This is a genomic window from Paracoccus albus (assembly GCF_027913035.1).
In the GTDB taxonomy this organism is placed as follows: domain Bacteria; phylum Pseudomonadota; class Alphaproteobacteria; order Rhodobacterales; family Rhodobacteraceae; genus Paracoccus; species Paracoccus albus.
Genome location: NZ_CP115775.1, coordinates 3,125,640 through 3,152,103 on the forward strand (window position 1 = coordinate 3,125,640; position 26,464 = coordinate 3,152,103).

The following is a 26,464-nucleotide window of genomic DNA, read 5'->3' on the forward strand; positions in this document are numbered from 1 at the left end:
GCCGCTACTCTGCGGCGCGTTTTTCCCGCTGTAGCACGACAGCAAGAACAATGATGACGCCCTGTATGGCCCCGTTCAGATAGGGGCTGACCAGATCCGTCAGATTAAGGATATTGTCGATCATCGACAGGATCAGCACGCCGACCACGGTGCCCCAGACCCGGCCCCGCCCGCCCTTCAGCGCGGTCCCGCCAATGATGACGGCTGCAATCGCCTCGAGCTCCCACAGAACGCCGGTAGAGCCGGAGGCCGAACCGAGCCGTGGGACATAAAGGATTGTGGCAAGGCCGACCAGAAGCCCCAGAAGCACATAGGTCATCAGGCGCACACGTTCGACATCGACGGCGGAATAGCGCGCGACCCGGTCGTTCGATCCGATCGCCTCGACATGGCGGCCAAAGCGCGTGTGACGCATCACCCATTCGCCCAGCACAGCGACAATCGCGAACGTGATGATCGGCCAGGTGATCCAGCCGATGCCCCCGTAATAGACCGGGCGATAGATGCTGCGCAGCCCGGAATCGAGGCTCAGTGTGCCGCCATCGGCCAGCCATGTGACGAGGCTGCGGAAAATCCCCATCGTGCCCAGCGTGACGATAAACGCCTCTATTCGGGCCTTGGTAATCAACGCGCCGTTCACGAAACCGGCAGCGGCCCCGCCTGCCAGTGCGACGCCCATGCCCAGCATGATCGTGCCCCAGTTCTCACCCGTCACACCGGCAAGACCGTTCATCGCCATGATCGTGACGCCGGCAAGAAACGCCGCCATCGACCCGACGGACAGGTCCAGACCGCCTTGCGTGATCACAAATGTCATACCTACCGCGATCAGCCCGATAAAGGCGGATCGTGCCAGCACATTTGACAGGTTTGCCGGTGCCAGAAAGGCGGGGTTGAGCAACGCGCCAAGGATGAACAGCGCGACAAGCGCGATGAGCGGGCCCAGCACATGCAGGTCGATGCGTTTCACGCGGTTTCCTCCTCTCGTTCCAGCCCCATTGCAAGGCGAACGATGTTTTCTTCTGTGATCCCTGTGCCCGCGACGTCGCCAGAGATACGTCCCTGACGCATCACCAGCACGCGGTCGGAAAGGCCGATGATTTCGGGCATCTCGGACGAAATGACGATGACGCCCTTGCCCTGCTTTGCCAGTTCCCGGATGAAGGCATAGATCTGCTGCTTGGTGCCGATGTCGATGCCGCGCGTCGGCTCATCAATGATGATGATTTCGGGGTCTGTCAGCATTGTCTTGGCCAGAAGCAGCTTCTGCTGGTTTCCGCCTGACAGCGCGCCTGCCACCATGTCGTCGGATGCTGCGCGAATATCGAACTCTTTCCGGGCGCGCAGCATTTCAGCGGTTTCGCGTTTCCGGTCGATGCGGAACCCGAATTTTTCCAAAGCCGCCAGCGTCAGGTTTTCCGGCAGGGGCTTGTCCAGCAGCAGCCCGGCCTCCTTACGGTCCTCTGTCAGGTAGGCGATGCCTGCCGATGCTGCATCGCGCGGGCTGCGGATCGCCAGCTGCTGGCCGTGAATTGAAATCCGGCCTGTGGCGGGACGCAACCCGACGATCCCCTCTGCCAGTTCGGTGCGGCCCGAGCCGACAAGACCTGCAATGCCCAGCACTTCGCCCTTATGCAGCGTCAGTGAGACATCTTCTACCTGACCGGCAACGCTCAGCCCTGCGACCTCCATCAGCGTTTCGCCGGGACCATCGCCTTTTGCCGGGAAAATATCGTCCAGATCGCGGCCAACCATCGCGGTCGCCATTCCGTCCTCGGTCAACTCGCCCCGGACCGCCTGCCGCACGACAGAGCCGTCGCGCAGGACAGTGATCCTGTCGGCAAGGTGACTGACCTCGTCCAGCCGGTGAGAGCAGAACATCAGCGCCACGCCCTCTGCCCGCAGCCGGTCGACCTGCGCATAAAGCGCGTCGACCTCGCGATGAGTCAGGGCGGCGGATGGTTCATCCATGATCAGAACACGGGCGTTGCGCGACAGGGCTTTCGCAATCTCAACCATCTGGCGGTCAGGCACTGACAACTCACGGATCAACGCATCGGGACTGATCGCCGTATCCAGCCGCTGCAACAGCTCTGCCGTGGCAGAGCGCATGGCGCCGTGATCAAGGCGCAGGCCCTTTCGCAGCTCTCGGCCAAGGAAGATATTGGCGGCAACCGACAGGTCGGGGACAAGGTTGAACTCTTGATGTATGACGACGACGCCCTGTGCCTCTGCATCTGGCCCGTTGCGATAACCGGCGGGTTGGCCGTTCAGCAGAACCTGCCCCGAACTGGGCGCAAGATAGCCGCCGAGGATCTTCATGATCGTCGATTTGCCGGCGCCGTTCTCGCCTATCAGGGCATGAACCTCACCCGCGTTCAGCGCAAGATCAATGCCGTGCAGGACCTCAACCGGGCCAAAGCTTTTGGTGACATTGTCGAGGGCGAGAACCGCAGTCATGCCCCGACCCTTGTCCATGCCCCATCCTGCGTCGAGGATTCTTGCGCGGCAGCGATAAACGCCATGCCTGACAGCCCGTCGCGGATGCCCGGAATACGGTCCAGATGGGTCTCGTCGCCGCGGATAACCTCGGCGATGTCTTTATAAAGATTGGCAAATGCCTCCAGATAGCCCTCCGGATGGCCGGGCGGGGTGCGATAGGACTGGCTGCGATCACGCGCGCGGGTCAGGCGTTGGGACTGATTGTCCTTTCCGGTGAAGATCAGCGCCTCGGCATCCTGAAGCCGCCATTCAAGCGCACCCTCGGTCCCGAACAGGCGAAGCGAAAGCCCACCTTCTTGCCCGACCGCTACCTGCGACACCCACAACCCACCTTTCGCGCCGCTGTCGTAGCGCAGCGAAATACGTGCATCGTCATCGACGCGGCGACCATCCACCATGCTGGACAAATCGGCTGACAGGGATGAGGGCGTTTGCCCGGTCACGAACTCCGCAAGCTGCCAGGCATGGGTGCCGATGTCACCGATTGCACCTGCGCCAGATTGCGCGGGGTCGGTGCGCCAGCCAGCCTGCTTGTTCTGAACATCCCCTGACAGCCAGCCTTGCAGATATTCCGCCTGCACAAGGCGCAGCTTGCCAAGGGCACCTTCCGCGACCATCGCCCTCGCCTCTCGCACAAGGGGATGGGCACAGTAGTTGTGCGTCAGGAAAAACCGCGCTTTGCTGCGCTTGACCGCCTCGGCCAGCTTCTTTGCATCTTCCTGTGTTGCGGTCAGCGGCTTGTCACAGATGACGTTGATACCTGCATCAAGGAAGGCGATCGAAACCGGCGCATGAAGGTGGTTCGGCGTGACGACGGATACAGCTTGGATGCCATCCGGGCGCGCGGCCTCTGCCTGCGCCATTTCATGATAATCCGCATAGCTGCGTTCGATGCCCAGAGCGTCGGCGGATTTCTGCGCCTTTTCCGCGTCGGATGACAGGGCACCGGCAACAAGCTGATAGTCGCCATCCATGCGTGCAGCGATGCGGTGGATTGCGCCGATAAAAGCGCCGTCACCGCCGCCGACCATACCAAGGGGGATAGGTTTGCTCATCCGTCCAGCCCCAATGCCCTGTGGTTGGCCGCATCGTCTGTGCCCTGTGCCGCAAAATCGTCAAAGGCGTGCGGCGTCGTTCGGATGATGTGCTTTTTCACGAATTCAGCCCCCTCACGCGCCCCGTCCTCGGGGTGTTTCAGCGCACATTCCCACTCTACCACGGCCCAGCCGGAAAAGTCGTATTGTGTCAGCTTGGCGAATATCTGTCCGAAATCGACCTGCCCGTCACCGGGGCTGCGGAACCTTCCCGCACGGTCGGCCCAGGGTTGAAAACCGCCATAGACGCCCTGCCGCCCCGTCGGATTGAACTCGGCATCCTTGACGTGGAACATCCGGATACGGTCGTGATAGATGTCCAGATGCTGGATATAGTCCAACTGCTGCAGCAGATAATGCGACGGATCATACAGCATATTGGCCCGCGCATGACCCCCGACGCGATCCAGAAACATCTCGAACGTTACGCCGTCATGCAGGTCCTCACCGGGGTGGATTTCATAGCAGACGTCGACGCCGTTTTCCTCTGCCAGATCAAGCAGAGGACGCCAGCGTGCGGCCAGCGTATCGAAAGCGGTTTCCACAAGGCCCGGCGCGCGCTGTGGCCAAGGGTAAAGATAAGGCCATGCAAGCGCGCCTGAAAACGTCGCCATCGCGTCCAGGCCAAGCAGGCTGCTGGCCCTGATCGTCTTGCCAACCTGCTCGACCGCCCATTCCTGACGCTGCTTCGGATTTCCGTGAAGGACCGCAGGCGCGAAGGCATCGAATGCGTCATCATAGGAAGGGTGTACGGCCACAAGCTGTCCCTGGATGTGGCTGGAAAGCTCTGTCACCTCGACACCGTTCTGCCGGGCGATGCCCAGAAACTCGTCGCGCCAATCCTTGGAGGTTACGGCAAGGTCCAGATCGAACAGCCGGGCATCATTGCTGGGAACCTGCACGCCCTTATAACCAAGCGAGCCGGCCCATGCGGTGATCGAAGCCCAGTCGCTGAAGGGGGCGGTGTCCCCCGCGAACTGTGCCAGAAACAAGCCCGGTCCCTTGATCGTGCGCATCGCGTTCCTCCTCCGGATCGATTGAATACACGGAATGTAATCGTTTGCAAACTGTAAGATTTACCCTACTAATCTTTTTTGTGTTAGCCAGAGCCACCTAAAGCGATCAGGAACCATTGATGTCAGACATAGGGCAACCGTCAAGCGCACGTCTTGCCGACGTTGCCCGCCATGCCGGCGTTTCCTCCGCTACTGTCAGCCGGGCGCTTTCGCGGCCCGAAATGGTAACCGAGGCGACGCGAATCGCCGTGATGGAGGCCGTTGCCGCCACTGGCTACCGCGTCAATCAGGCCGCGCGTAATCTGCGAAAGCAGCGAACCGGCGCGATCGTTGCCCTTGTCCCGAATCTCAGCAATCCGTTCTTCGCCCGCATTCTTGCGGGAATGGGTCAGGAACTGGGTGCGGCTGGCTATGACCTGCTGGTCGGCGACACACGGGATGGCGGCGGCAAGCATGTCACCCTGAACCGATTTCTGGACCCCTCGCGTGCGGACGGAATCATCCTGCTCGATGGTCAGGTGACAGAGGCCGATCTGGCTGCGGTGCCGTCCGCGCCGCCTCTGATCATGGCTTGCGAATGGATCCGGGGCGCCGCGCTGCCCCGCGTGGTGCTGGACAACGCGTCTGGCGCAGAAATGGCGACGCGGCACCTGCTTGACCTCGGCCATCGACGCATCAGCTGGATTGGTGGCCCGCAGGAAAACGTGCTGCACGGCGCCCGTCTTGAAGGCGTGAGCAGAGTGATGGGCCGCGCTCCTGACGGCTATGCGGGTGATTTTACGCTTCAGGCCGGCGCAAGTGCCGCCCGTGACTGGTTGGCGCAACCGCCAAGCGAACGCCCGACAGGCATCGTCGCTTTCAGTGACGAATCGGCCGCAGGTTTCATGGGCGTTCTTCAGCGCAACGGCGTGGCCATTCCTGACGAAGTCTCAATCGTGGGGTTCGATGGCATTGATTGGGTCGCTCATCTGGCCGTGCCGCTGACCACTGTCCGCCAGCCGAAGTTCAGGCTCGGCCAAACGGCGGCACAAACCCTGCTCGCCCATATGCGGGGCAAGGCGGCGTTGTCCACGATGCTGATGCCAGAGCTTGTGATTCGCGAATCAAGCGCCGCAGCGCCGGGTTAGCGTCGCCGGCTGCGCGACCACCATATCGCACCCACCGCCAAAGCCGCCGCTGCCCCATACATGACGTGGCGTGAGGTGAGGCCGAGCCTGGCCGCCGCACTGCTGCGATAGCGGGGGTCGAAAAAGCGCGTATCCGCCAGAAGGCTGCCGAGAAATGTTTCTTTCCGGGGATGGATCGGACGAAGTCCCTTGCCAGTCGGCCTGTTCAACGCGTCAATCGCTGCAATGATGCTGTCCCGGCGCTCGATCTCTTGCCCGACTTCATCCTTTTCGCGGCCAAGATGCTCGGCAATCAGGCTGTCTCTCATCCCGCGAATGGTCCGGCGATCCTCTTCGCTGTCGGCAAGCAGCGCGACGTCGCATTCGGTGTCAAAGCCCAGAGAGCGCCTGTCGATATTGCTGGAGCCTACGCGCAGGAAACAATCATCGAAGATCGTGATCTTTGCGTGCACATAAATTCCCCCATTCGCCGAGTCCGAGGGGTAGAGGATCCTGAAACGTCCATGGGGATCATGCGCCGCCAGATGACGGATGAAGCGGCTGCGTGTGACGTGCATCGCCTCATCTTCCAGCATAACCTGCGCGGCAACCGGGTTGATGACGATCACCTCGGGCCCGTCAGGCTCTTGCAGGCGCTGAGCAATCGCAGACGCAATCTCATCGCTCGAGAAATATTGTGACTCCAGATAAATGTAATCCTGCGCAGCCGCGATGGATTCGAGATATAGCGCCTCGATCTCCGTGATCGGCGGATGATTCTTGCCCGGCGGCTCTGTCCGGCTGATTGCTATGTCGATATTTCTGAAGTCCGGTTCGATGCTGTCCGGCCAGCGGTCCATGCCGGGGGTGAAAGGTTCGTCCATCTCGGAATCCTGGGCGCGCGCCCAACGCATCCGGCACAGCTTGCCCAGTTCTGCTGCCGCATCGCCAGAGATGACAGTGGTCGCGTCATGCCAGGGCTGCGCGATCTCCCCGTTTTTAAGGTGGCGCAGCGGATTGTTCGGGGCGTGATCACGCTGATCCCAGCGTCCGTCGGTGACGTCAATGCCCCCGCAGAAAGCCAGCGAATCGTCCACGACGACGATCTTCTGATGGTGGCACGCGCCAATGGGGTGCCTGCCGTCAAAGCCCAGATGCACCTGATCCGGCGACAGCAGCTTTATATGCGCGGTCGGCAGCAGGCGCCCCGGCGCGATCAAGGCCCCGCCGCTCCACTTCAGCAAATAGATTTCCAGTTCAGGCCGCCGGTCGACCAGAGCTTCAAGGAAAGGCCCTATCTGGTTGGGAAAACCGTCGGGCGCATTGCCTTCATCGTCGCTTTCACCGGGCAACATCTCGATCTCAAAGTCGAAATCCCAGCCGACAAGCGTGATAAGACGATCTGCCATAAACAAAGTCTCGCGCAGCGCGCGAAAATAGTCTGCCCCATCCACGATCAGCGCAAATCGTTCGGCAGACGCCACGCGCCAACAGTTTTCACCGGGCTCGAAAGATAAACGATTCATTTTGCCTGTCCGCTTGGTGCTGTCTGCATCTAGAACAAGTCTGATGCAGGTGAAGTTCCTGCTAATCTTGCCTTCATTTGCGAAGGTAGTCCTCCCCGCGAATCAAAGGCGCGCTTGGGAGCTTCCAATCTCGTGATTTTCAATATAAGTAAATGCGAGTCATGTTTTCTGTCGGATGACGTTTATCCATCCAGTCCAACCAATAAATACGACAACAGATCGTTTGGATAATGAAATTGGATCGCCTGATAACGCTGCGGTTGCGCGCCGTTTTTGCTGCGACAGTACTGGCGGCTGTCGGACTTTTGGCAGCCATAATCAACAGCATTTCGCATGCGCGAAGTCATTCAGCTGGCGCCGGCCATTCCCATGAGCTTGGTCAGCTGTTCGGGCTGGCGCCGAACGACGCTTTGACGCCGATTGGCATCTACCGAATGCAGCTTGACTGGCTTCCGAACTGGCTGGCACTGATTGTCGGCAGGTGGATGCATGTGGAGATATGGCTGTTCGCGGTGTGCTGCATTCCGCTGTTGCTGGTCGTGTTCAGCATCGCATTTGACTGGGCGATCCGGGGCGATGTTCGGGACGATGTTGGTCGCGATGAGGACTATCTCTGACTGAACGACCGGCAGTTTTAGCTGCACAACAGAAAAGCCGCTGCAAACCGCAGCGGCTTTTCTTGTAGTGGTGCCCAGGAGAAGACTCGAACTTCCACGCCTTGCGGCACACGGACCTGAACCGTGCGCGTCTACCAATTCCGCCACCTGGGCAGGTGTCGTGAGGCGGGTCATTATCCCCCCGGCATGGGGCTGTCAACGGGGATTCCGTAAAAACTTTGTTGGCGCGAATGGCGCAGCAACGGGCAGAGCTTGCCCGACCCGTCCAGTCGCGCTATCAGCGGAAACAAAGCCGCGAAAAGGGGGCAGATGATGTCGAAGATCGTCACGATTTACGGCGGTTCGGGTTTTCTCGGGCGTCACATTGCGCGCCGGATGGCGAAGCTGGGCTGGCGTGTCCGCGTCGCTGTGCGCCGCCCCTCGGAAGCGCTTTTCGTGCGGACCTACGGTGCCGTCGGACAGGTGGAGCCGGTTCCCTGCAACATCCGTGACGATATGTCGGTCCGCGCGGCGATGGCCGATGCCGAGGTCGTGGTGAACTGTGTTGGCATCATGGTTAGTGAGGGCAAGAACAGGTTCGCGCCTGTCCATGCCGACGGCGCTGAGCGGATCGGAAGGCTTGCGAAAGAGATGGGTGTTTTGCGCGTTGTGCATATCTCCGCTCTTGGTGCTGACGAGAATTCCGACAGTGAATATGCCGTTACCAAGGCACAGGGCGAGGCGGCACTGCTGAAGGCCCGTCCGGATGCCGTGATCCTGCGTCCTTCCTTTATGTTTGGCGCTGAGGGTGGACTGTACGAACGTATGGCCAGCTCTCCCAGCCTTGGGCCGATCATGAATATTGTCGGTGGCAATTCCAGGGTGCAGCCCGTCCACGTAGATGACGTTGCCGCAGCAGCGTGCAAGGCCGCTGTCGGTGATGTCGGATCGGATGTGTACGAACTGGGCGGCCCCGACGTCAAAACGCTGCGCGAAGTGGCCGAGCAGATGCTGCAAGCGACCTATCGCCGCCGTGCCATTATCAACATTCCCTTCTGGCTGGCGCGGATTGGGGCTGCGGTGCTTGATTTCGGTTCCTATGTGACGGGCGGGCTGCTGACCAACCGGCTGCTTACACGTGATCAGGTCAAGCTGCTGGCGCAAGATAATGTCGTCGCGGATGGTGCCAAGGGATTTGCGGATCTGGGAATTAAGCCGGTCGCGCCTGGGGCTGTCATTGATGAATATCTGTGGCGCTTCCGTCCCAATGGGCAATATGCGGACATGACCGCCTCGGCCAGGAATCTGCGCCTCCGCTGATTGCCGCCAGACATTCCGAAGGGAATCCGACTTGTCTTACTTCAATGACGTGCTCTTCGGTATCATCGAAGGCATTACAGAGTTTCTGCCGATCTCCAGCACGGGCCATCTGCTGCTGGCAGAGCATTGGCTGGCCCCGCGCTCGGACATGTATGTCGTTGTCATTCAGGCAGGCGCGATTCTGGCCGTTACGCTGATCTACTGGCGTCGTTTGGTCGGGCTGACGCTGGGTTGGCGCGATGCCGAAAACCGCGACTATCTGGCCAAGCTGATGACCGCGTTCCTTGTGACCGCAGTGCTGGGCCTGATCGTGGACAAGGCAGGATTTCAGCTGCCAGAGACGATTACCCCGATTGCATGGGCCTTGGTCATCGGCGGTATCTGGATGATGGTCGCGGAATATTTTGCCGATAAACTGCCAGACAGTGCGCGCATCACATGGCGGGTGGCGCTTGCCGTTGGGGTGGCGCAGGTTGTGGCGGGTGTCTTTCCCGGCACGTCGCGATCGGCCACCACGATCTTCGTGGCAATGCTGCTTGGCACGTCCAACAGGGCCGCTGCGACAGAGTTTGCGTTCCTCGTCGGTATACCGACAATGTATGCAGCCAGCGGCTATAAACTGCTGCAAAACCTCTCGGACGGCTCGCAGTCCGAGGATTGGACCGGTCTTGCCATTGCTTTCGTCGTGTCGACGGTCACCGCCTTTGCATCGGTAAAATGGCTGCTGTCCTATATCCAAACGAACCGCTTCACGGTCTTTGCGATCTACCGGATCGTTTTCGGCGCATTGCTGCTGGCTTTGGCTTGGGGCGGCATCATCGCCTGATCTGTGCTATCGTCTGTTAAGGGGTCGGATGATTCTCCGACGGTTGATGTATTTTCTGGTGCTATTTTCGGGGTTTATTGATGATGGGTAATTTGTGCTGACCTAAATATGCTATTTTAGCCCTCCCGACCTGCGCCAAACCCACAAAAATCGACAAATAGGTCAGCACTGCTGCCTTTTAATCAATTGCCGTCAAGTATAGTGGGGTATCGTGAAATAGGGGCGAAGCGATATGGCCACGCAAAAAATGCTGAAATTTGTCACCATCGGGCGCGAGATGCCCGAGAAGCGATCCGCTGAGGAGCGTGGTGAGGATTTCCACGAAATTTACCGTGAATTCGCGGATGCCAAGGCGACGGAACAGGCAAGCCGGTGCAGCCAGTGCGGCGTTCCCTATTGTCAAAGCCATTGCCCGCTGCACAACAATATCCCCGACTGGCTGCGCCTGACGGCAGAGGGTCGCACGAAAGAGGCTTATCTGGTCAGCCAGCAGACCAACACCTTTCCGGAAATCTGCGGCCGTATCTGCCCTCAGGACCGTTTGTGCGAAGGCAACTGCGTCATCGAACAATCCGGCCATGGCACTGTGACCATCGGCGCGATTGAGAAATACATCACCGATACCGCCTTCGAGGAAGGCTGGGTCGAACCCATCGCCCCGACAGAGGAGCGCGGCGAATCCATCGGGATCATCGGGGCTGGTCCGGGCGGGCTCGCGGCTGCTGATCGCCTGCGCCGCATGGGTTTTCAGGTCACTGTTTATGACCGGCATGACCGTTCGGGCGGGTTGATGATCTATGGCATTCCCGGCTTCAAGCTGGAGAAAGAGATTGTTGAACGCCGCAACCGCCAGCTTGAAGAGGGTGGGGTAGAGTTCGTGCTGAACTGCAATGTCGGCGAGGATCTGAGCTTTGATGCCATTCGCGGCAAGCATGATGCGGTGCTGATCGCGACAGGCGTTTATAAGACCCGTGATCTGGATATCGACAACGCAAATGCGCAGGGCGTTATCCGCGCGCTTGATTACCTGACCGCTTCGAACCGCATCGATCTGGGTGACGAAATCCCCGATTATGAGGATGGAGAGCTGGACGCCAAGGGCAAGCGCGTGCTGGTCATCGGCGGCGGTGATACGGCGATGGACTGTGTGCGCACCGCGATCCGTCAGGGCGCGAAATCGGTCAAATGCCTGTATCGGCGCGACCGTGCGAACATGCCGGGCAGCCAGCGAGAGGTGCAGAACGCTGAAGAGGAAGGCGTTGAATTTGTTTGGCTTTCCGCGCCCGGCAGCTTTGTCGGCGGCGTCGAGGGCGAGACCGGCCATGACACGCCGATCAATGACGAACAGCCAACGATTTCAGCGGTGCGCATCCAGAAAATGCGTCTGGGCAAGCCGGATGTGTCAGGCCGCCAAAGCCCTGAACTGATCGAGGGTGCCGATTATGACGAACCGGCAGAGATGGTCATCAAGGCGCTTGGTTTTGAACCCGAAGAGCTGCCTCGTCTGTGGGGCACAGAGGGTCTGGAAGTGACCCGCTGGGGCACGATCAAGGCCGATTTCCGCAGCCACGAAACCAGCCTTCCGGGCGTGTTTGCGGTAGGCGATATTGTGCGCGGCGCGTCGCTGGTGGTGTGGGCGATCCGTGACGGGCGAGAGGCTGCGGACAGCATTGCCGACTTCCTGGGCAATGCCGCGCAGGTCGCGGCGGAGTGATGGAAAAGCGGTGTAAATATCGCGTAAACAACGCGTCTATATCGCGTCTATATCGCGTATATACAGCGTCCGACGCTTGGAAAATCGGCGGACTCTGCGCGATTTTCGCGGCAGCATCACTGACCTTTTCGCCCGCCCGCGCCGCAGACTTCCAGCCGCCGCAAGGTTGCGAGTTGAAAATGACGGTGCAGCTTCGCGGTTGCGTCGCGGCGCAGCACTTTGTTTGCAGCGCGGATAATCCGGGCGATCAGTGGGTGACCTATTATGATCAGGAGGGCGCGCGCTACTCCTCTCGGATAGATGCGGAAACCCGCTGGATGGAATCCATCAATCTGCGCAACGGCATCATCGACGTTCTGGAGCCTGAGGCAGAAGATCACGCCTCATTCTCTACCCTGATGAAAACCGGGCGCGATGATTTCGATTTCTGGACGCGCTCGAACTCTGGTGAGCGGTTGCGCAATATCGGTGAGGATCGCCTGACCGGCGAAACCACAGTGATTGACGGCGTGCCGCTGCAACTGACCGAATTCCAGATGCGTATCTTTTCGGAGACCGGCGATCTGCTGATCGAGTCGACTGGCCAGCAATTCGTCAACGCCGATCATGGGCGGTTCTATGGCGGGGTAGAGGAATCGCGCGACTGGACGGGCGAGCATCGCGAAACAGATGACAGCCCGGTCACCTTCGCCATGCCGGGCGAGGCGGGCTTTGGTTCGACCGAGCCGGTCTTTGACTGCGATATGCAGATGGTTCTATCGCGCCCGTTTTCCGGCAATGCGTCGTGATGACGTTCCGTCTTCATAAGATCGAGACGCGGTCATGAGCGCGAACAGCCTGACGGGTCTGTCGCGGCTGCGGCGGTTCAATGGTGTCGCTTTGCTGGCGATGGCGGCTGTCGAGCTGGTTTATGGTGTCATCACGATCCAGTATCTGGAGTTGATTTACGCGGATCGGGCCAGTCTGGACCCGGCGGCGTTGGATCAGGAATGGGTCGGTTTTCAGGCGCGGCAAGATCGGGTCGTGTCGATTTATTCGATGATTCTTGTCGCCAGCTATATTCTGGGCGCGACCTGGGTCTATGGTGCGGTTCGCAATGCCGATCTGCTGGACCCTGACCGTAAACGGATCTCTCCGGGTTGGGCGATTGGCTGGCATCTTGTGCCGATTGCCAATTTCTTCATGCCGTATCGGGCGATGAAGCAGACCTATAACAGCTCTACCCGGCCCGCCCGCGAACTGGATGCGCCGCTGCCGCGCCTGTTCCCTGTCTGGTGGGGGTTCTGGCTGGCGACGAATATGGCCGTGATCGTGCCAGGCTTTATCTATGGCGGTGCGAGCCCTTCGGACCGGATGCTGGTTTTCGCCGGTGTCACCGATGTGGTGCTGGCGCCGCTTTCTGTCGTGGCCATTTACCTGTGGTGGATGGTCATCACCCGTATCACCGATTTGCAGGGGGCGCCGCGCCCTGGTGCATTCCATTCAAATAAGGAGGTCATCCAATGACAGAACTTCCGCAAAACTGGCAAGCCAACGAAGAAGCCCGCCGCACGTGGATGGCCGAAAACAGCCTGTACCGGCAGGAGGATGAGCATTCGTCCTGTGGCGTGGGCTTTGTGGTGTCGATCGACGGCAAGCCCTCGCGTCAGGTGGTGCAAAACGGCATCGATGCGCTGAAGGCGATCTGGCATCGCGGGGCGGTGGATGCGGATGGCAAGACCGGCGACGGGGCGGGCATTCATGTACAGATCCCGGTGCCGTTCTTCTATGACCAGATCCGCCGCACCGGGCATGAGCCAGATGCCGACAAGCTGATCGCGGTCGGGCAGGTCTTCCTGCCGCGCACGGATTTCGGCGCGCAGGAACGCTGCCGGACTATCGTTGAATCCGAAGTGATCCGCATGGGTCACTATATCTATGGCTGGCGGCACGTGCCGGTGGATATCTCTGTATTGGGCGACAAGGCCAACGCGACGCGCCCGGAGATCGAGCAGATTCTGATTCGCAATGAAAAGGGGCTGTCTCAGGTCGAGTTCGAACGTGAGCTTTACATCATCCGTCGCCGGATCGAAAAAGCTGCCGCTGCAGGTGGTGTGCAAGGGCTGTATTTCTGCTCGCTGTCCTGCCGGTCGATCATCTACAAGGGCATGATGCTGGCCGAACAGGTGGCAGAGTTCTATCCCGACCTGAAAGACCCGCGTTTCGAAAGCGCATTCGCGCTGTATCACCAGCGGTATTCGACCAACACCTTCCCGCAATGGTGGCTGGCCCAGCCCTTCCGGATGCTGGCCCATAATGGTGAGATCAACACATTGAAGGGCAACCTGAACTGGTTGCGCAGCCATGAGATCCGCATGGCCTCGGGCGCTTTTGGCGAGATGGCAGAGGATATCAAGCCGATCGTTCCGGGTGGTTCGTCGGATTCAGCCGCACTGGATGCAGTGTTCGAGGTGATGGTGCGGTCAGGCCGTTCGGCGCCGATGACCAAGACCATGCTTGTTCCGGAAAGCTGGTCCAAGACCGTGACCGACATGCCCAAGGCCTGGGCGGATATGTATGCCTATTGCAACGCCGTGATGGAGCCGTGGGACGGCCCCGCTGCCCTTGCGATGACCGATGGACGCTGGGTCTGCGGCGGGCTGGACCGCAACGGGCTGCGTCCGATGCGCTATGTCGTAACGGGAGAGGGGCTGCTGATCGCCGGTTCGGAAGCGGGCATGGTGCCCGTGGATGAGGCAACGGCGGTGGAAAAAGGCGCGCTTGGTCCGGGGCAGATGATCTGCGTCGATATGGAAGAGGGCAAGCTTTACCACGATTCCGAGATCAAGGACAGGCTGGCGTCGTCTCAGCCCTTTGGGGAGTGGCTGGCGAAGGTCACGCAACTTTCCGAACAGATGCGCGACCTGCCAGAGCGCACGACGCTGAAGGGCGAAGATCTGCGCCGCCGCCAGATTGCCGCAGGCTACACGCTGGAAGAGCTGGAAAATGTGCTGTCCCCAATGGCAGAGGACGGCAAGGAATCGCTGGCATCGATGGGCGATGACACTCCGCCCGCGGTGCTGTCGAACCAGTATCGCCCGCTGAGCCACTTCTTCCGCCAGAACTTCAGCCAGGTGACGAACCCGCCGATTGACTCGCTTCGTGAGACGCGGGTGATGTCGCTGAAAACGCGCTTCGGCAACCTGAAGAACGTGCTGGACGAAAGCAGCAGTCAGACCGAAATCCTGCTGCTGGAAACGCCATTCGTCGCCAACCGCGAATTCGCCGAGATGATGGAGATGTTCGGCGCTTCGGCGACGCGCATCGACTGCACCTTCCCCAAAGGCGCGGGACCAGAGGCGCTCGGCGATGCTCTGGCGCGTATCCGCAACGAGGCAGAGGATGCCGTGCGCTCAGGCGCGGGTCATCTGGTGCTGACGGATGAGGGGATTGATGAGGTCCGCGTTGGCGTGCCGATGATCCTTGCCACCAGTGCAATCCACAGCTGGCTGACCCACAAAGGGCTGCGGACCTTCTGTTCGCTGAACGTGCGTTCCGCCGAATGTATCGACCCGCATTACTTCGCGGTTCTGATCGGCTGCGGCGCGACGACCGTGAACCCTTATCTGGCGCAGGACAGCGTGGCGGACCGGATTGATCGTGGCCTGTTGGAGGGCTCTCTGATCGAAAATATGCGCCGTTACCGCGACGCGATAGATCAGGGCCTGCTGAAGATCATGGCCAAGATGGGGATTTCGGTTCTGTCATCCTATCGCGGTGGTCTGAACTTTGAAGCCGTGGGCCTGTCCCGTGCGCTTGTGAACGAATATTTCCCCGGTATGCACAGCCGGATTTCCGGCATCGGGTTGCATGGTATCCAGCACAAGCTTGAAGATGTGCATTCGCGCGGATTCAGCGGCAATGGCGATGAATTGCTGCCGGTTGGCGGTTTCTACAAGCTGCGCCGTTCGGGCGAGAAGCACGCCTGGGAAGCCAATACGATGCGGCTGCTGCAACTGGCCTGCGAAAAAGCCAGCTATGACGTCTGGAAGCAGTATTCCAAGGCGATGCGGGCCAATCCGCCGATCCACATCCGCGATCTGCTGGACATCAAGCCGCTTGGCAAGCCGGTTCCGATCGAAGAGGTGGAGAGCATCACCAGCATCCGCAAGCGTTTCGTGACGCCGGGGATGAGCCTTGGCGCCTTGTCGCCCGAGGCGCATATGACGCTGAACATCGCCATGAACCGGATCGGTGCGAAATCCGACAGCGGCGAGGGCGGCGAGGATCCGGCGCATAGCCATCCGCTGCCGAATGGCGACAATCCCTGTGCGAAGGTGAAGCAGGTGGCGTCGGGCCGGTTCGGGGTCACGGCGGAATATCTGAACGCCTGTGAAGAGCTGGAAATCAAGGTCGCGCAGGGTGCGAAACCCGGTGAGGGCGGGCAGTTGCCGGGCATGAAGGTGACGAAGCTGATCGCCCGCCTGCGCCACTCGACGCCGGGGGTCACGCTGATCTCGCCGCCGCCGCATCACGATATCTACTCTATCGAGGATCTGGCGCAGCTGATCTATGACCTCAAGCAGATCAACCCGCGTGCGAAAATCACCGTGAAGCTGGTGGCGTCCTCGGGCGTTGGCACGATTGCGGCGGGTGTGGCGAAGGCGAAGGCCGATATTATCCTGATCTCTGGCCATAATGGCGGGACGGGGGCTTCGCCCGCGACCTCGATCAAGTTCGCGGGGCTGCCCTGGGAGATGGGCCTGACCGAGGCGCATCAGGTTCTGGCGATGAACAATCTGCGCGAACGTGTCACGCTGCGCACCGATGGCGGGCTGCGGACGGGCCGCGACATCGTCATGGCGGCGATGATGGGGGCCGAGGAATACGGCATCGGCACCGCCGCGCTCATCGCCATGGGCTGCATCATGGTGCGTCAGTGCCAGTCGAACACCTGCCCCGTGGGCGTCTGTACGCAGGACGAAAAGCTGCGTTCGATGTTCAACGGCAGTGCCGACAAGGTGGTCAACCTGATCACCTTCTATGCAACCGAGGTGCGCGAGGTTCTGGCATCCATCGGGGCGCGGTCCCTGGATGAGGTGATCGGGCGTGCGGACCTGCTGACTCAGGTCAGCCGGGGTGCCGCGCATCTGGACGATCTGGACCTGAACCCGCTGCTTATTACGGTCGATGGGTCGGACAAGATCGTCTATGACCGCACCAAGCCGCGCAATGCCGTGATGGAGACGCTGGATTCCGAAATCATCCGCGATGCAGAGCGTTTCTTCAGCGCGGGTGAGAAGATGCAACTGCATTATGCGGTGCGCAACACGCTGCGGACCATCGGGACGCGCACATCCAGCATGATCGTGCAGACCTTCGGGATGCGGAACCAGTTGCAGCCCGATCACCTGACGGTTCGCCTGACAGGCAGCGCCGGGCAGTCGCTGGGCGCCTTTGCTGCACCGGGCCTGAAGATCGAGGTCTCGGGCGATGCGAATGACTATGTCGGCAAGGGGTTGTCGGGCGGCACGATTGTGGTGCGTCCGCCGATGGCCTCCCCGCTGGTTGCGGCGGATAACGTCATCATCGGCAATACCGTGCTGTATGGCGCGACAGAGGGTTATCTGTTCGCCGCCGGTCGTGCCGGTGAACGTTTCGCGGTGCGCAACAGCGGCGCCAGCGTCGTGATCGAGGGCTGCGGGACCAATGGTTGTGAATATATGACCGGCGGTGTTGCGGTGATCCTTGGCCGGATCGGTGCCAATTTCGGCGCCGGGATGACCGGCGGGATGGCCTATCTGTATGACCCCGAGGGGTTGGCGCAGAAATACATGAACATGGAATCCATCGTGACCTGCCCGGTCACAGTGGCCCATTGGGAGGATCAGCTGAAATCGCTGATCGCCCGCCATGTGGAGGAAACCAACTCTGTCAAGGCGCGTGAAATCCTGGACAACTGGGATATCGAGCGGGGCAACTTCATGCAGGTTTGCCCGAAGGAGATGCTGCCTTTGCTGGAGCATCCGATAGCCGAAACCGGCGATCTGGCGGCGATGCCCGCCGAGTAGGGGTTTCAGACCAAACCAGCGGGGGCCATCTGGCCCCCGCTTTCATTTGCGGGCATGGTCGTGGAAGACCGCGAGGATTCGCTTTGCCTTGACGAGCGAGAGACCGGCACCGAAGGCGGCTTTGCCCTGGTCAATGAAGACGGTGTGATGATCTTCCAGCCCGCCGCAGGCTAACGCTCACGTGGATTTGGCTTTTGCGCCAGGGGCGCTAAGGCTAGGATGTTGCATAACAATATGGAGTTCGCGATGCGCCACTTGCCGCTTCTTGCCGCCCTTTTCCTGCCCGCGACCGCATTTGCCGAAAGCGAGATGTTCACTGTCAACTATGTTTGTCCCAATGATGCCAGCTTTCAGGTGGCTTTCATCAATGCGGCAGAGGACAGCTTTGCGGTGATGGATATTGGCGATGGGCTGGTGCCGATGCAGATTGCGCAATCGGGATCGGGCGCCCGGTATTTGTCCGAGGATGCGGGATTGGAACTGTGGACGAAGGGTTCGATGGCCACGGTTAGCGGCGATGAGGCCGCGAGCGCGTCCTATAAGGATTGCGCCGAGATGGAGGCGGGCACCCAGCCCGGCTAGGCCCGGTGATAGGGTGCGCCTGCAAGAATACTCGCGGCGCGGTATAGCTGTTCGGCCAGCATGACGCGCACCAGCATATGGGGCCAGACCATGCGGCCAAGGCTGATCTGCCAGTCGGCGCGGTTGCGTAGCGCAGGGTCCAGCCCGTCCGCGCCGCCGATCACAAAGCAGATGTCGCGGCCCTGATCGCGCAGGCTGGCGATGCGGTCGGCGAAATCGGGCGAGCTTGGCTGCTCGCCGCGTTCGTCCATCATCACGACAAACGCACCGGCCGGAATGGCGCGTTCGATCAGCGGGGCTTCGGCTGACATGCCGCCGCCGCGCTTGTCCTCGACCTCGATCACCTGAACGGGCGGCAAGCCCAGAGAGCGCCCGGATTTGGCGAAGCGATCGAGGTAATCGTCGATCAGAGAAAGCTCCGGCGATTTCCGCAGGCGGCCGACGGCGAGAAGGGTGATCTTCATTGCGGCAAGGGCGTTACCGGAACATCAGGGCAGTTGGCCCCTTTCCGCCAGTGATAGAGTGCCGTGGCCTTTTCCTGCGCGTCTACCGTGTCAGCACGGCCGATCCCTTCTGCGTTCAGGATACCGATCCTCAACTGGTCGAGCGTTCCGTGCCGCTCCAGCAGATACCAGAACAGGGCGAAGTCGGCAGGGTCCTTTGGCAAAAGGGGAACGGGCACTGCCGGACCCGTTTCAGCCGTTGGCGGACGGGCGACCGGGCATTCGAACTGCGCCTGTTCGGTTGGCGCACAGGCCACGAGCCAAAGGCTCGCGGCGCTTACAATTGCTGCGGCCTTCAATGCGCGGCTTCTGTCCGCAGGGACTTCAGCTGGTCGGTGGGCATCCACATCTTTTCCAGCTGATAGAATTCGCGCACTTCCGGGCGGAAGACGTGGACGACGACATCGTCGGTGTCGATCAGCACCCAGTCGCCTGCATCCTTGCCTTCGACACGCGCGGTGCGGCCGGTGGCTTCTTTGATGCGCTGCGCCAGCTTTTCGGCGATGGTCGCGACCTGCCGGGCGTTGCGGCCCGATGCGATGACCATGTGATCGGCCATTGCCGAACGACCGCGGAGGTCGATTGTCACGACATCTTCGGCCTTGTCATCGTCAAGAGAAGTCAGGATACGCTGCAAGATCTCGTCGCTGCTCAGATCATGCGGCGCGGCGGTCACATTCGGCTGTTCTGCCGATTGGACGTGATTGGACAGGGGTATATCCTCCGGTCTTCGCGCCTGATCGCCCCGGCGCCGGGATAAGCTTAATATAACATTGAACGACACATTCTCAATCGCCTGCGATAAATTTCGGCACGTCGTTGCCGGCGGCATCGTTCAGCACCCGCACTTCGCGCTGCGGGAACGGGATGGAGATATCGTTTTCCCTGAAGGCGTCCCACAGCGCCAGATAGACCATTCCGCGCACATTGGTCAGCCCGCCCTGCGCGTCCGAGATCCAGAAGCGCAGCACATAATCGACAGAGCTGTCACCGAAACCCGTGATCCAGCAGACCGGCGTGCGCTGCGCCAGCACACGTTTGACCGTCATCGCGGCGTTGATGGCGACCTTGCTGACCTTATGCGGGTCATCCCTATAAGATGTGCCGAAATGCACGTCGAGCCGCACGAAATCATTGGTATGCGACCAGTTGACCACCTGACTGGTGACAAGGTCTTCATTGGGGATAAGGAATTCTTTCCCGTCGCGGGTAACGACAGAGACATAGCGTGCGCCAAGCGCGTCGATCCAGCCGAAGGTATCGCCAAGGCTGATGACGTCGCCGGGTTTCACCGATTTGTCCAGCAGGATAATCACGCCCGAGACGAGGTTCGAGACCACCTTTTGCAGCCCGAAGCCGAGGCCCACGCCGACGGCACCCGAAAAGACGGCAAGCCCGGTCAGGTCGACACCGATGGCCCGCAAGCCGACGACGATGGCCAGCGTGAACAGTACGATTTGCAGGATTTTTGCCACCAGCACGCGCATGGTCGGCGACAAATCGGCGGATTCGCCCAGTTTGCGCGACACAAGCCCGGTAATCAGTCTTGCGCCCGCCAGCAGGGCGGTCATGACCGCGACGGCCGTGATGACTGTCAGCGCAGACAGTCTGACAGAACCCAGGCTGATGGCGATGCTGTCCAGCAACTGGCCGGCCTCTGGCGTCATGCCAAGCAGATACAGGACCGCCCATATCCATGCGCCCCACTTGACGATGCGGCGCATCAGTGAATTGGCAATCAGCCGCGACATGAAGGCAATAGCCAGAACCGCGCTTGCGATCGTGGCCGCCTGACGGATCACCTGACTGAGCGAGGGCCAGGTAATCTGTTCCATCACCAGCACGACCGCCCAGGCGATCAGAGTGAACAGGATAAGCCGCAGGCGACGGTCGATCATCAGGCCAAGGCGCAGCCGCCATTTTGGCCAGCCCTCGCGCGTGCGCAGCCAGGCACGCAGCCTGGGCGAAAGGAAGCGGGCAAGGACATGCGCGATGACCATGATCACCAGCACGGCCCCAACCTGATTCAGCCGATGGGGCAGGGTCAGGTTGCGCACGAACTGATCAAGCTGCTGCCAGAAGCCGCCTGCCGCATCAATAATCTGTTCAGGTGTGCCGGGGGTTTCGTTTTCCATGATCCGATTAGACAATCGGCAGACCGATACGACAAGTGCCTGACCGCAACAGGCGGCGCAAAATTCACTTGCCAGAACGCGGCCCTGCGTCTAGGCGTGTGGCCGGAACACGGGAGACGCTGGCGACCGTCAGGGCCGAAGGAGCAACCGCCCCGGTAAACTCTCAGGCAAAAGGGACCGGTTCCTGATAAACTCTGAAGAGTGGCCCATCCGGGCCCGCCGAAGGATAACGATCTCAGGCGCCCGTATCCGGGCAGGGACAGAGGGGGCAGCCAAACCGCGCGAACATCCGCGCAAGGAGGATGCCTGTGAGTGACCTGAAACGAACGCCGCTTTATGATCTGCATGTCTCGCTGGGGGGCAAGATGGTGCCTTTCGCCGGCTGGGAAATGCCGGTGCAGTTTCCGATGGGCGTGATGGGCGAACATCTGCATACGCGCGAAAAGGCCGGGCTGTTCGATGTCAGCCATATGGGGCAGGTGATCTTGCGTGTTCCCGGAGGAACGGCGGCAGATGCGGCGGCGGTGCTGGAAACGGTGGTGCCCGCGAATATCGTCGGTTTGCCGGAAGGGCGGCAGCGTTACGGGCTGTTCACCAACGATCAGGGCGGTATACTGGACGATCTGATGATCGCGAACCGGGGCGACCACCTGTTTCTGGTCGTGAATGCCGCCTGCGCCGATCAGGATATTGCCTTGCTGCAGGGCCTGGACGGGCTGACGGTGGAGCCGGTGACGGATCGTGCATTGCTGGCCTTGCAGGGGCCAGAGGCGGGCCGCGTCTTCTCCGCGATCATCCCCGAGGCTGCGTCGCTGAAATTCATGGATGTGGCGATCCTCGGCTGGGACGGGGAAGAGCTTTGGGTCTCGCGCTCTGGCTATACGGGCGAGGATGGTTTTGAGATTTCCGTTCCCGCCGCTCGTGCCCGCGAATTTGCCGAGACTCTGCTGAAGGATGAGGCGGTTGCGCCCATCGGCCTTGGCGCACGGGATTCGCTGCGGCTTGAGGCGGGGATGCCGCTTTACGGGCACGATATGGATGCAGGTGTCACACCGGGTGCTGCGGCGCTGCACTGGTCGATTCCGAAGGTTCGCCGTCAGGGCGGTGAGCGCGAAGGCGGTTTTCCGGGCGCGGATGTGATCCTGCCTGAGCTGGCAGAGGGTGCCGCCAAAGTCCGCGTCGGATTGCGCCCGGAAGGTCGTGCACCGATCCGCGAAGGCGTGGCGATTTTTGACGCGGAGGATGGCGGCGCGGAAATCGGGCGCGTCTGTTCGGGCGGGTTCGGGCCGTCGGTCGGCGGGCCGGTGGCGATGGCGATCCTGCCCTCGACCCTGTCCGAAGGCGATACCGTCTGGGCAGAGTTGCGCGGAAAACGGATTGCGGTGAAGATTGCCGCACTGCCCTTTATCAAACCTGACTACAAACGCTGAGGAGCCTCCCCATGCTGAAATATACCGAAGATCACGAATGGCTTAAGCAGGAGGGCGACGAGGTTGTCGTCGGCATCACCGCCCACGCCAGCGAACAATTGGGCGACGTGGTTTTCGTCGAACTGCCCGAAGTTGGGCGCGAGGTCGAAAAGGGCGAAGAGATCGTGGTGATCGAATCGGTCAAGGCGGCATCCGACATCGTGGCGCCGATTGCCGGTGTGATTACGGCTGTGAACGAAGAGTTGCCCGACAATCCCGGCGCAGTAAACGACGACGCGATGGCCGCGTGGTTTTTCCGCATCAAGCCGGCAGAGGGCGAAGCGATTGACGGCTTCATGGATGAGGCGGCCTATCAGGCGCTGATCGGCTGATGTCGGACCGGGGGCGCTGCCCCCGGACCCCCAGGGTATTTGGGTGAAGAAGAATGGCAGTTCTGCGCATCGTCCCGAACCTTCCTGCCCGCGATCCGCTGTCCCTGGCGGGGTTCTATCGCGAGGTGTTCGGGCTTGAACTGCCGTTCGATATGGGCTGGATCGCCTTCCTGGAGACGGGCGGCATGCAGAAGGTCGAGCTTCATACCGCGTCACAGGGTGGATCTGGCACGGATCTGCCGGTGATCTCGATCGAGGTGGATGATCTCGACGCGGTAGAGGCGGCGGCGCGCCGGTCCGGTGCGCCCATCACCTACGGCCCGGTGACCGAAGCGTGGGGATTGCGCAGATTCTATCTGCGCGACCCCGAGGGAAATCTTGTGAACGTGCTCTGCGCTGGCAGGGCGGAAAGCTGAAAGTAGGCCATGACCCGCTGGAACCCCACCGACTATAACCCCGACGATTTTGCCAACCGGCGCCATATCGGGCCGTCCCCGTCAGAGATGGCGGAGATGCTGGCGGCGGTGGGGGCGGATAGTCTCGAATCGCTGATCGAGCAGACCGTGCCCGGCTCGATCCGGCAGGACGAGGCCCTGGACTGGGCACCCTTGTCCGAGGCCGCGCTTCTGGACAAGATGCGGGGCGTGGCCGCGAAGAACGAGGTGATGACCAGCCTGATCGGGCAGGGCTATTACGGCACGGTGACGCCGCCTGCGATCCAGCGGAACATTCTGGAGAACCCGGCATGGTATACGGCCTATACGCCCTATCAGCCGGAGATCGCGCAGGGACGGCTTGAAGCTTTGCTGAACTATCAGACTATGGTGTCCGACCTGACCGGGCTGCCGGTGGCGAATGCCTCGCTTCTGGATGAGGCGACGGCGGCGGCGGAAGCCATGGCTATGGCGCAGCGGGTGGCGAAGTCAAAAGCCAAGGCGTTCTTTGTCAGCGAGAACCTGCATCCCCAGACGATTTCCGTGATCGCGACACGGGCGCTGCCGCTGGGGATCGAGATCATCAAGGGACAGCCCGAGGACCTTGACCCCGAAGCCGTGTTCGGCGCGATCTTCCAGTATCCCGGCACTTACGGCCATATACGCGACCTGAGCGCCGAATGCGCCGCCTTGCACGAGGCGAAAGCGGTCGCCGTTGTTGCAACAGACCTTCTGGCGCTGTGCCTGCTGCGCGAGCCGGGCGCGATGGGCGCGGATATATGCGTCGGATCAAGCCAGCGGTTCGGGGTGCCGATGGGTTATGGCGGGCCTCATGCTGCGTTCATGTCCTGCCGGGATGAGTTCAAGCGGGCGATGCCGGGGCGGATCGTCGGCGTGTCGATCGACGCCAAGGGTAACAAGGCTTACCGGCTGGCCCTGCAGACGCGCGAACAGCATATCCGGCGTGAGAAGGCGACCTCGAACGTCTGCACGGCGCAGGCTCTGCTGGCGGTGATGGCGTCGTTCTATGCTGTGTTCCACGGGCCGGTGGGCTTGCGGGCCATTGCGCAGCGGGTGCATCTGAACGCCGTGACCGTGGCTGATGCGCTGCGGGCTGCGGGTGCCGAGGTTTCGCCGGATGCGTTCTTTGACACGATCACCGTGCGGGTGGGCGTCGGGCAGTTGGGTATTCTGGCGGCCGCCCGCAATCACGGGATCAATCTGCGCAAGATCGGGCGCGACCGGGTCGGGATCTCGGTCGATGAAACCACCGATGCGAGCGTTATTGCGCGGCTGCTGGACAGCTTCGGGATCACCGATCCCGCCACTCCCGCGACCGCGCCGGCCATCCCCGAGGATCTGCTGCGCGAGAGCGATTATCTGACCCATCCGGTCTTTCACATGAACCGGGCTGAATCCGAGATGATGCGCTATATGCGCCGGCTCTCGGACCGGGATCTGGCGCTTGACCGGGCGATGATCCCGCTTGGCTCCTGCACGATGAAGCTGAACGCCGCGGCCGAGATGATGCCGATCACATGGCCGGAATTCGGCGCGCTGCACCCGTTTGCGCCGGCGGATCAGGCGGCGGGCTATGCCGAGATGCTTGACGACCTGACGCAGAAGCTGTGCACGATCACCGGCTATGACGCGTTTTCCATGCAGCCGAACAGCGGTGCGCAGGGGGAATATGCGGGGCTGCTGACGATTCAGGCCTATCACCGGGCGAATGGCGACGATCAACGGGATGTGTGCCTTGTGCCGTCGAGCGCGCATGGCACGAACCCCGCCTCGGCCCAGATGTGCGGCATGAAGGTCGTGGTGGTAAAATCCGCGCCGAATGGCGATATCGATCTGGAAGATTTCGGCGACAAGGCGAAGGCGGCGGGCGACCGGCTGGCGGCGGTGATGATCACCTATCCCTCGACCCATGGCGTGTTCGAAGACACGGTGCGCGAGGTCTGCCGGATCACCCATGACCATGGCGGACAGGTCTATATAGATGGCGCGAATATGAATGCGCTTGTCGGGCTGGTGAAACCCGGAGAGATCGGCGGCGATGTCAGCCACCTGAACCTGCATAAGACCTTCGCCATTCCGCATGGCGGCGGCGGTCCGGGCATGGGGCCGATTGGTGTGAAGGCGCATCTTGCGCCGCATCTGCCCGGCGACCCCCAGACCGGGGAGGGGGCCGTGTCGGCGGCACCTTTTGGCAGCGCTTCAATCCTGCTGATCTCATGGGCCTATATACTGATGATGGGCGGGCAGGGGCTGACACAGGCGACGCGGGTGGCGATCCTGAACGCCAATTACATCGCCGCGAAGCTGGCCGGCGCCTATCCGATATTGTTCATGGGCAATCGGGGGCGGGTCGCGCATGAATGTATCATCGACACCCGGCCCGTTGCCGAGCATGGTGTGACCGTGGACGACATCGCCAAGCGTCTGATCGACAACGGCTTCCATGCGCCCACGATGAGCTGGCCGGTCTCTGGCACGCTGATGGTTGAGCCTACCGAGTCTGAAACCAAGGCGGAAATCGACCGTTTCATCGCCGCCATGCTCTCTATCCGCGAGGAAATCCGGTGTGTGGCAAATGGCGATATCGCCGTCGAGGCAAGCCCTCTGCGCCACGCACCCCATACGGTGGAAGATCTGGTCGCCGAGTGGGATCGCCCCTACAGCCGCGAACAAGGCTGCTTCCCGGCGGGTGCTTTCCGGGTGGATAAGTACTGGCCGCCCGTCGGACGTGTCGACAACGTGCATGGCGACCGCAATTTAATCTGCACCTGTCCGCCGGTCGAGGACTATGCCGAGGCGGCAGAGTAGATCAGCGCGAGCTATACCTTTCCGTTCGTGGTAATCGACCGAATTACCAATGCCCGTGTAACCCGTCCCCCGAAACTTGATCGGAGGACAGAATGACCTGTTTTGCAATCGGCCACGTTCATATGTAAGAATGGGCGACTGGATCGTCGCCTATCTGCGCGGCATCGAAGCGACACTGGCACCGTTCAGCGGGCGGTTCATCATTCATGGCGGCGAAAAAACTATGCTGGAAGGAGATTGCCGGGCGATCTGATTGTGATCGCGTTCCCCGACTGCGCAGAAGCGCAGGGCTGGTATCAATCTGGGTTTATATCAACAAACCCTGCAGCACAGGCGCGACAATGCCGATGGCGCGGTGTTTCTGATCGAGGACGTAGGAGGCCGATCACAAGGCGGCGGATATTCTATCCTGACAGTAATCTGTTCGGGG

23 protein-coding genes, 1 tRNA gene and 1 riboswitch are annotated in these 26,464 nt (G+C 60.9%); of the genes, 14 read left to right on the top strand and 10 right to left on the bottom strand.

Translation table 11 applies throughout. The features are described 5' to 3' along the window. Positions 1-4 precede the first annotated feature (4 nt). The 4 genes from PAF20_RS15710 to PAF20_RS15725 are packed head-to-tail and all read right to left on the bottom strand — an operon-like array spanning position 5 to position 4,612. Complete coding sequence (locus tag PAF20_RS15710; RefSeq protein ID WP_271071531.1) at positions 5-970, bottom strand: ABC transporter permease; 966 nt, start codon at positions 968-970, stop codon at positions 5-7. After that, positions 967-2,478 carry a sugar ABC transporter ATP-binding protein gene (locus PAF20_RS15715; protein WP_434802924.1) on the bottom strand — a complete coding sequence of 504 codons (1,512 nt, stop codon included), beginning with the start codon at positions 2,476-2,478 and terminating at the stop codon, positions 967-969. Before PAF20_RS15715 ends, PAF20_RS15710 begins: the two co-directional genes overlap by 4 nt. Then, positions 2,457-3,557, bottom strand: coding sequence for a Gfo/Idh/MocA family protein (locus tag PAF20_RS15720; RefSeq protein WP_271071532.1), 1,101 nt, complete (start codon positions 3,555-3,557; stop codon positions 2,457-2,459). The genes PAF20_RS15715 and PAF20_RS15720 overlap by 22 nt, the downstream gene beginning before the upstream one ends. Beyond that, positions 3,554-4,612 (bottom strand): sugar phosphate isomerase/epimerase family protein, encoded by a 1,059-nt coding sequence (locus PAF20_RS15725; protein WP_271071533.1) that lies wholly within the window; start codon positions 4,610-4,612, stop codon positions 3,554-3,556. The genes PAF20_RS15720 and PAF20_RS15725 overlap by 4 nt, the downstream gene beginning before the upstream one ends. 119 nt (positions 4,613-4,731) lie before the next feature. Between PAF20_RS15725 and PAF20_RS15730 the strand changes: the two genes are divergently transcribed. Next, positions 4,732-5,739: a LacI family DNA-binding transcriptional regulator gene (locus tag PAF20_RS15730; RefSeq protein ID WP_271071534.1), complete on the top strand. Its 1,008-nt coding sequence runs from the start codon at positions 4,732-4,734 to the stop codon at positions 5,737-5,739. Here the strand turns inward: PAF20_RS15730 and PAF20_RS15735 are convergent. Continuing rightward, positions 5,736-7,244, bottom strand: coding sequence for a phospholipase D-like domain-containing protein (locus PAF20_RS15735; protein ID WP_271071535.1), 1,509 nt, complete (start codon positions 7,242-7,244; stop codon positions 5,736-5,738). The two genes, PAF20_RS15730 and PAF20_RS15735, sit on opposite strands and share 4 nt — an antisense overlap. A 230-nt stretch (positions 7,245-7,474) precedes the next feature. Between PAF20_RS15735 and PAF20_RS15740 the strand changes: the two genes are divergently transcribed. Next, on the top strand, positions 7,475-7,861 hold the full coding sequence (locus PAF20_RS15740) for a hypothetical protein (protein WP_271071536.1): 387 nt from the start codon (positions 7,475-7,477) through the stop codon (positions 7,859-7,861). A gap of 68 nt (positions 7,862-7,929) precedes the next feature. Here the strand turns inward: PAF20_RS15740 and PAF20_RS15745 are convergent. After that, positions 7,930-8,014: transfer RNA gene (locus PAF20_RS15745), tRNA-Leu, on the bottom strand. Between the two features lie 159 nt (positions 8,015-8,173). Between PAF20_RS15745 and PAF20_RS15750 the strand changes: the two genes are divergently transcribed. From PAF20_RS15750 to PAF20_RS15780, 7 genes are all read left to right on the top strand, one after another. Next, a complete protein-coding gene (locus tag PAF20_RS15750; RefSeq protein ID WP_271071537.1) occupies positions 8,174-9,160 on the top strand; it encodes a complex I NDUFA9 subunit family protein in 987 nt (328 codons plus the stop codon). Positions 9,161-9,191: 31 nt separating this feature from the next. After that, positions 9,192-9,986: an undecaprenyl-diphosphate phosphatase gene (locus PAF20_RS15755; protein ID WP_271071538.1), complete on the top strand. Its 795-nt coding sequence runs from the start codon at positions 9,192-9,194 to the stop codon at positions 9,984-9,986. A 232-nt stretch (positions 9,987-10,218) separates the two neighbouring features. Next, a complete protein-coding gene (locus tag PAF20_RS15760; protein WP_271071539.1) occupies positions 10,219-11,700 on the top strand; it encodes an NAD(P)-dependent oxidoreductase in 1,482 nt (493 codons plus the stop codon). A 179-nt stretch (positions 11,701-11,879) separates the two neighbouring features. Continuing rightward, positions 11,880-12,488 carry a hypothetical protein gene (locus tag PAF20_RS15765; RefSeq protein ID WP_271071540.1) on the top strand — a complete coding sequence of 203 codons (609 nt, stop codon included), beginning with the start codon at positions 11,880-11,882 and terminating at the stop codon, positions 12,486-12,488. 34 nt (positions 12,489-12,522) lie between these two features. Further along, complete coding sequence (locus tag PAF20_RS15770; RefSeq protein WP_271071541.1) at positions 12,523-13,206, top strand: DUF4328 domain-containing protein; 684 nt, start codon at positions 12,523-12,525, stop codon at positions 13,204-13,206. Next, entirely contained in the window at positions 13,203-17,750 is a 4,548-nt protein-coding gene (gene gltB / locus PAF20_RS15775) for a glutamate synthase large subunit (protein WP_271071542.1), read from the top strand. The genes PAF20_RS15770 and gltB overlap by 4 nt, the downstream gene beginning before the upstream one ends. Positions 17,751-17,996: 246 nt before the next feature. Next, on the top strand, positions 17,997-18,332 hold the full coding sequence (locus tag PAF20_RS15780) for an MliC family protein (RefSeq protein WP_271071543.1): 336 nt from the start codon (positions 17,997-17,999) through the stop codon (positions 18,330-18,332). Here the strand turns inward: PAF20_RS15780 and rlmH are convergent. The 4 genes from rlmH to PAF20_RS15800 all read right to left on the bottom strand — a co-directional run bounded on the left by rlmH (position 18,329) and on the right by PAF20_RS15800 (position 20,970). Then, positions 18,329-18,796 (bottom strand): 23S rRNA (pseudouridine(1915)-N(3))-methyltransferase RlmH, encoded by a 468-nt coding sequence (rlmH, locus tag PAF20_RS15785; protein WP_271071544.1) that lies wholly within the window; start codon positions 18,794-18,796, stop codon positions 18,329-18,331. The two genes, PAF20_RS15780 and rlmH, sit on opposite strands and share 4 nt — an antisense overlap. Continuing rightward, positions 18,793-19,134 carry a hypothetical protein gene (locus tag PAF20_RS15790; RefSeq protein WP_271071545.1) on the bottom strand — a complete coding sequence of 114 codons (342 nt, stop codon included), beginning with the start codon at positions 19,132-19,134 and terminating at the stop codon, positions 18,793-18,795. The genes rlmH and PAF20_RS15790 overlap by 4 nt, the downstream gene beginning before the upstream one ends. Then, the gene (gene rsfS / locus PAF20_RS15795; protein ID WP_271071546.1) at positions 19,131-19,511 is read right to left on the bottom strand and encodes a ribosome silencing factor; all 381 of its coding nucleotides are present in this window, start codon (positions 19,509-19,511) and stop codon (positions 19,131-19,133) included. Before rsfS ends, PAF20_RS15790 begins: the two co-directional genes overlap by 4 nt. A 112-nt stretch (positions 19,512-19,623) precedes the next feature. Beyond that, entirely contained in the window at positions 19,624-20,970 is a 1,347-nt protein-coding gene (locus PAF20_RS15800) for a mechanosensitive ion channel family protein (RefSeq protein ID WP_271071547.1), read from the bottom strand. 99 nt (positions 20,971-21,069) lie between these two features. Continuing rightward, positions 21,070-21,160, top strand: a riboswitch (glycine riboswitch). Between the two features lie 118 nt (positions 21,161-21,278). Between PAF20_RS15800 and gcvT the strand changes: the two genes are divergently transcribed. The 5 genes from gcvT (at position 21,279) to PAF20_RS15825 (ending at position 26,287) form a co-directional block, all read left to right on the top strand. After that, entirely contained in the window at positions 21,279-22,400 is a 1,122-nt protein-coding gene (gcvT, locus tag PAF20_RS15805) for a glycine cleavage system aminomethyltransferase GcvT (RefSeq protein WP_271071548.1), read from the top strand. Between the two features lie 11 nt (positions 22,401-22,411). Further along, positions 22,412-22,771, top strand: a complete 360-nt coding sequence (gene gcvH / locus PAF20_RS15810; protein WP_271071549.1) for a glycine cleavage system protein GcvH — start codon at positions 22,412-22,414, stop codon at positions 22,769-22,771. Between the two features lie 53 nt (positions 22,772-22,824). Then, on the top strand, positions 22,825-23,187 hold the full coding sequence (locus PAF20_RS15815) for a VOC family protein (RefSeq protein WP_271071550.1): 363 nt from the start codon (positions 22,825-22,827) through the stop codon (positions 23,185-23,187). Positions 23,188-23,196: 9 nt separating this feature from the next. Continuing rightward, positions 23,197-26,034 (top strand): aminomethyl-transferring glycine dehydrogenase, encoded by a 2,838-nt coding sequence (gcvP, locus tag PAF20_RS15820; RefSeq protein ID WP_271071551.1) that lies wholly within the window; start codon positions 23,197-23,199, stop codon positions 26,032-26,034. 130 nt (positions 26,035-26,164) lie between these two features. After that, positions 26,165-26,287 carry a DUF1330 domain-containing protein gene (locus PAF20_RS15825; RefSeq protein WP_271071552.1) on the top strand — a complete coding sequence of 41 codons (123 nt, stop codon included), beginning with the start codon at positions 26,165-26,167 and terminating at the stop codon, positions 26,285-26,287. The last annotated feature ends 177 nt before the right edge of the window (positions 26,288-26,464 follow it).

Bases quoted from the DNA above. Each gene is read 5' to 3' on its own strand.
- PAF20_RS15715 (WP_434802924.1), bottom strand. From the start codon at position 2,478: ATGGACAAGGGTCGGGGCATGACTGCGGTTCTCGCCCTCGACAATGTC.
- PAF20_RS15720 (WP_271071532.1), bottom strand. From the start codon at position 3,557: ATGAGCAAACCTATCCCCCTTGGTATGGTCGGCGGCGGTGACGGCGCT.
- PAF20_RS15725 (WP_271071533.1), bottom strand. From the start codon at position 4,612: ATGCGCACGATCAAGGGACCGGGCTTGTTTCTGGCACAGTTCGCGGGG.
- PAF20_RS15730 (WP_271071534.1), top strand. From the start codon at position 4,732: ATGTCAGACATAGGGCAACCGTCAAGCGCACGTCTTGCCGACGTTGCC.
- PAF20_RS15735 (WP_271071535.1), bottom strand. From the start codon at position 7,244: ATGAATCGTTTATCTTTCGAGCCCGGTGAAAACTGTTGGCGCGTGGCG.
- PAF20_RS15740 (WP_271071536.1), top strand. From the start codon at position 7,475: ATGAAATTGGATCGCCTGATAACGCTGCGGTTGCGCGCCGTTTTTGCT.
- PAF20_RS15750 (WP_271071537.1), top strand. From the start codon at position 8,174: ATGTCGAAGATCGTCACGATTTACGGCGGTTCGGGTTTTCTCGGGCGT.
- PAF20_RS15760 (WP_271071539.1), top strand. From the start codon at position 10,219: ATGGCCACGCAAAAAATGCTGAAATTTGTCACCATCGGGCGCGAGATG.
- PAF20_RS15765 (WP_271071540.1), top strand. From the start codon at position 11,880: ATGACGGTGCAGCTTCGCGGTTGCGTCGCGGCGCAGCACTTTGTTTGC.
- PAF20_RS15770 (WP_271071541.1), top strand. From the start codon at position 12,523: ATGAGCGCGAACAGCCTGACGGGTCTGTCGCGGCTGCGGCGGTTCAAT.
- gltB (WP_271071542.1), top strand. From the start codon at position 13,203: ATGACAGAACTTCCGCAAAACTGGCAAGCCAACGAAGAAGCCCGCCGC.
- PAF20_RS15780 (WP_271071543.1), top strand. From the start codon at position 17,997: ATGCGCCACTTGCCGCTTCTTGCCGCCCTTTTCCTGCCCGCGACCGCA.
- rlmH (WP_271071544.1), bottom strand. From the start codon at position 18,796: ATGAAGATCACCCTTCTCGCCGTCGGCCGCCTGCGGAAATCGCCGGAG.
- PAF20_RS15800 (WP_271071547.1), bottom strand. From the start codon at position 20,970: ATGGAAAACGAAACCCCCGGCACACCTGAACAGATTATTGATGCGGCA.
- gcvH (WP_271071549.1), top strand. From the start codon at position 22,412: ATGCTGAAATATACCGAAGATCACGAATGGCTTAAGCAGGAGGGCGAC.
- PAF20_RS15815 (WP_271071550.1), top strand. From the start codon at position 22,825: ATGGCAGTTCTGCGCATCGTCCCGAACCTTCCTGCCCGCGATCCGCTG.
- gcvP (WP_271071551.1), top strand. From the start codon at position 23,197: ATGACCCGCTGGAACCCCACCGACTATAACCCCGACGATTTTGCCAAC.
- PAF20_RS15825 (WP_271071552.1), top strand. From the start codon at position 26,165: ATGGGCGACTGGATCGTCGCCTATCTGCGCGGCATCGAAGCGACACTG.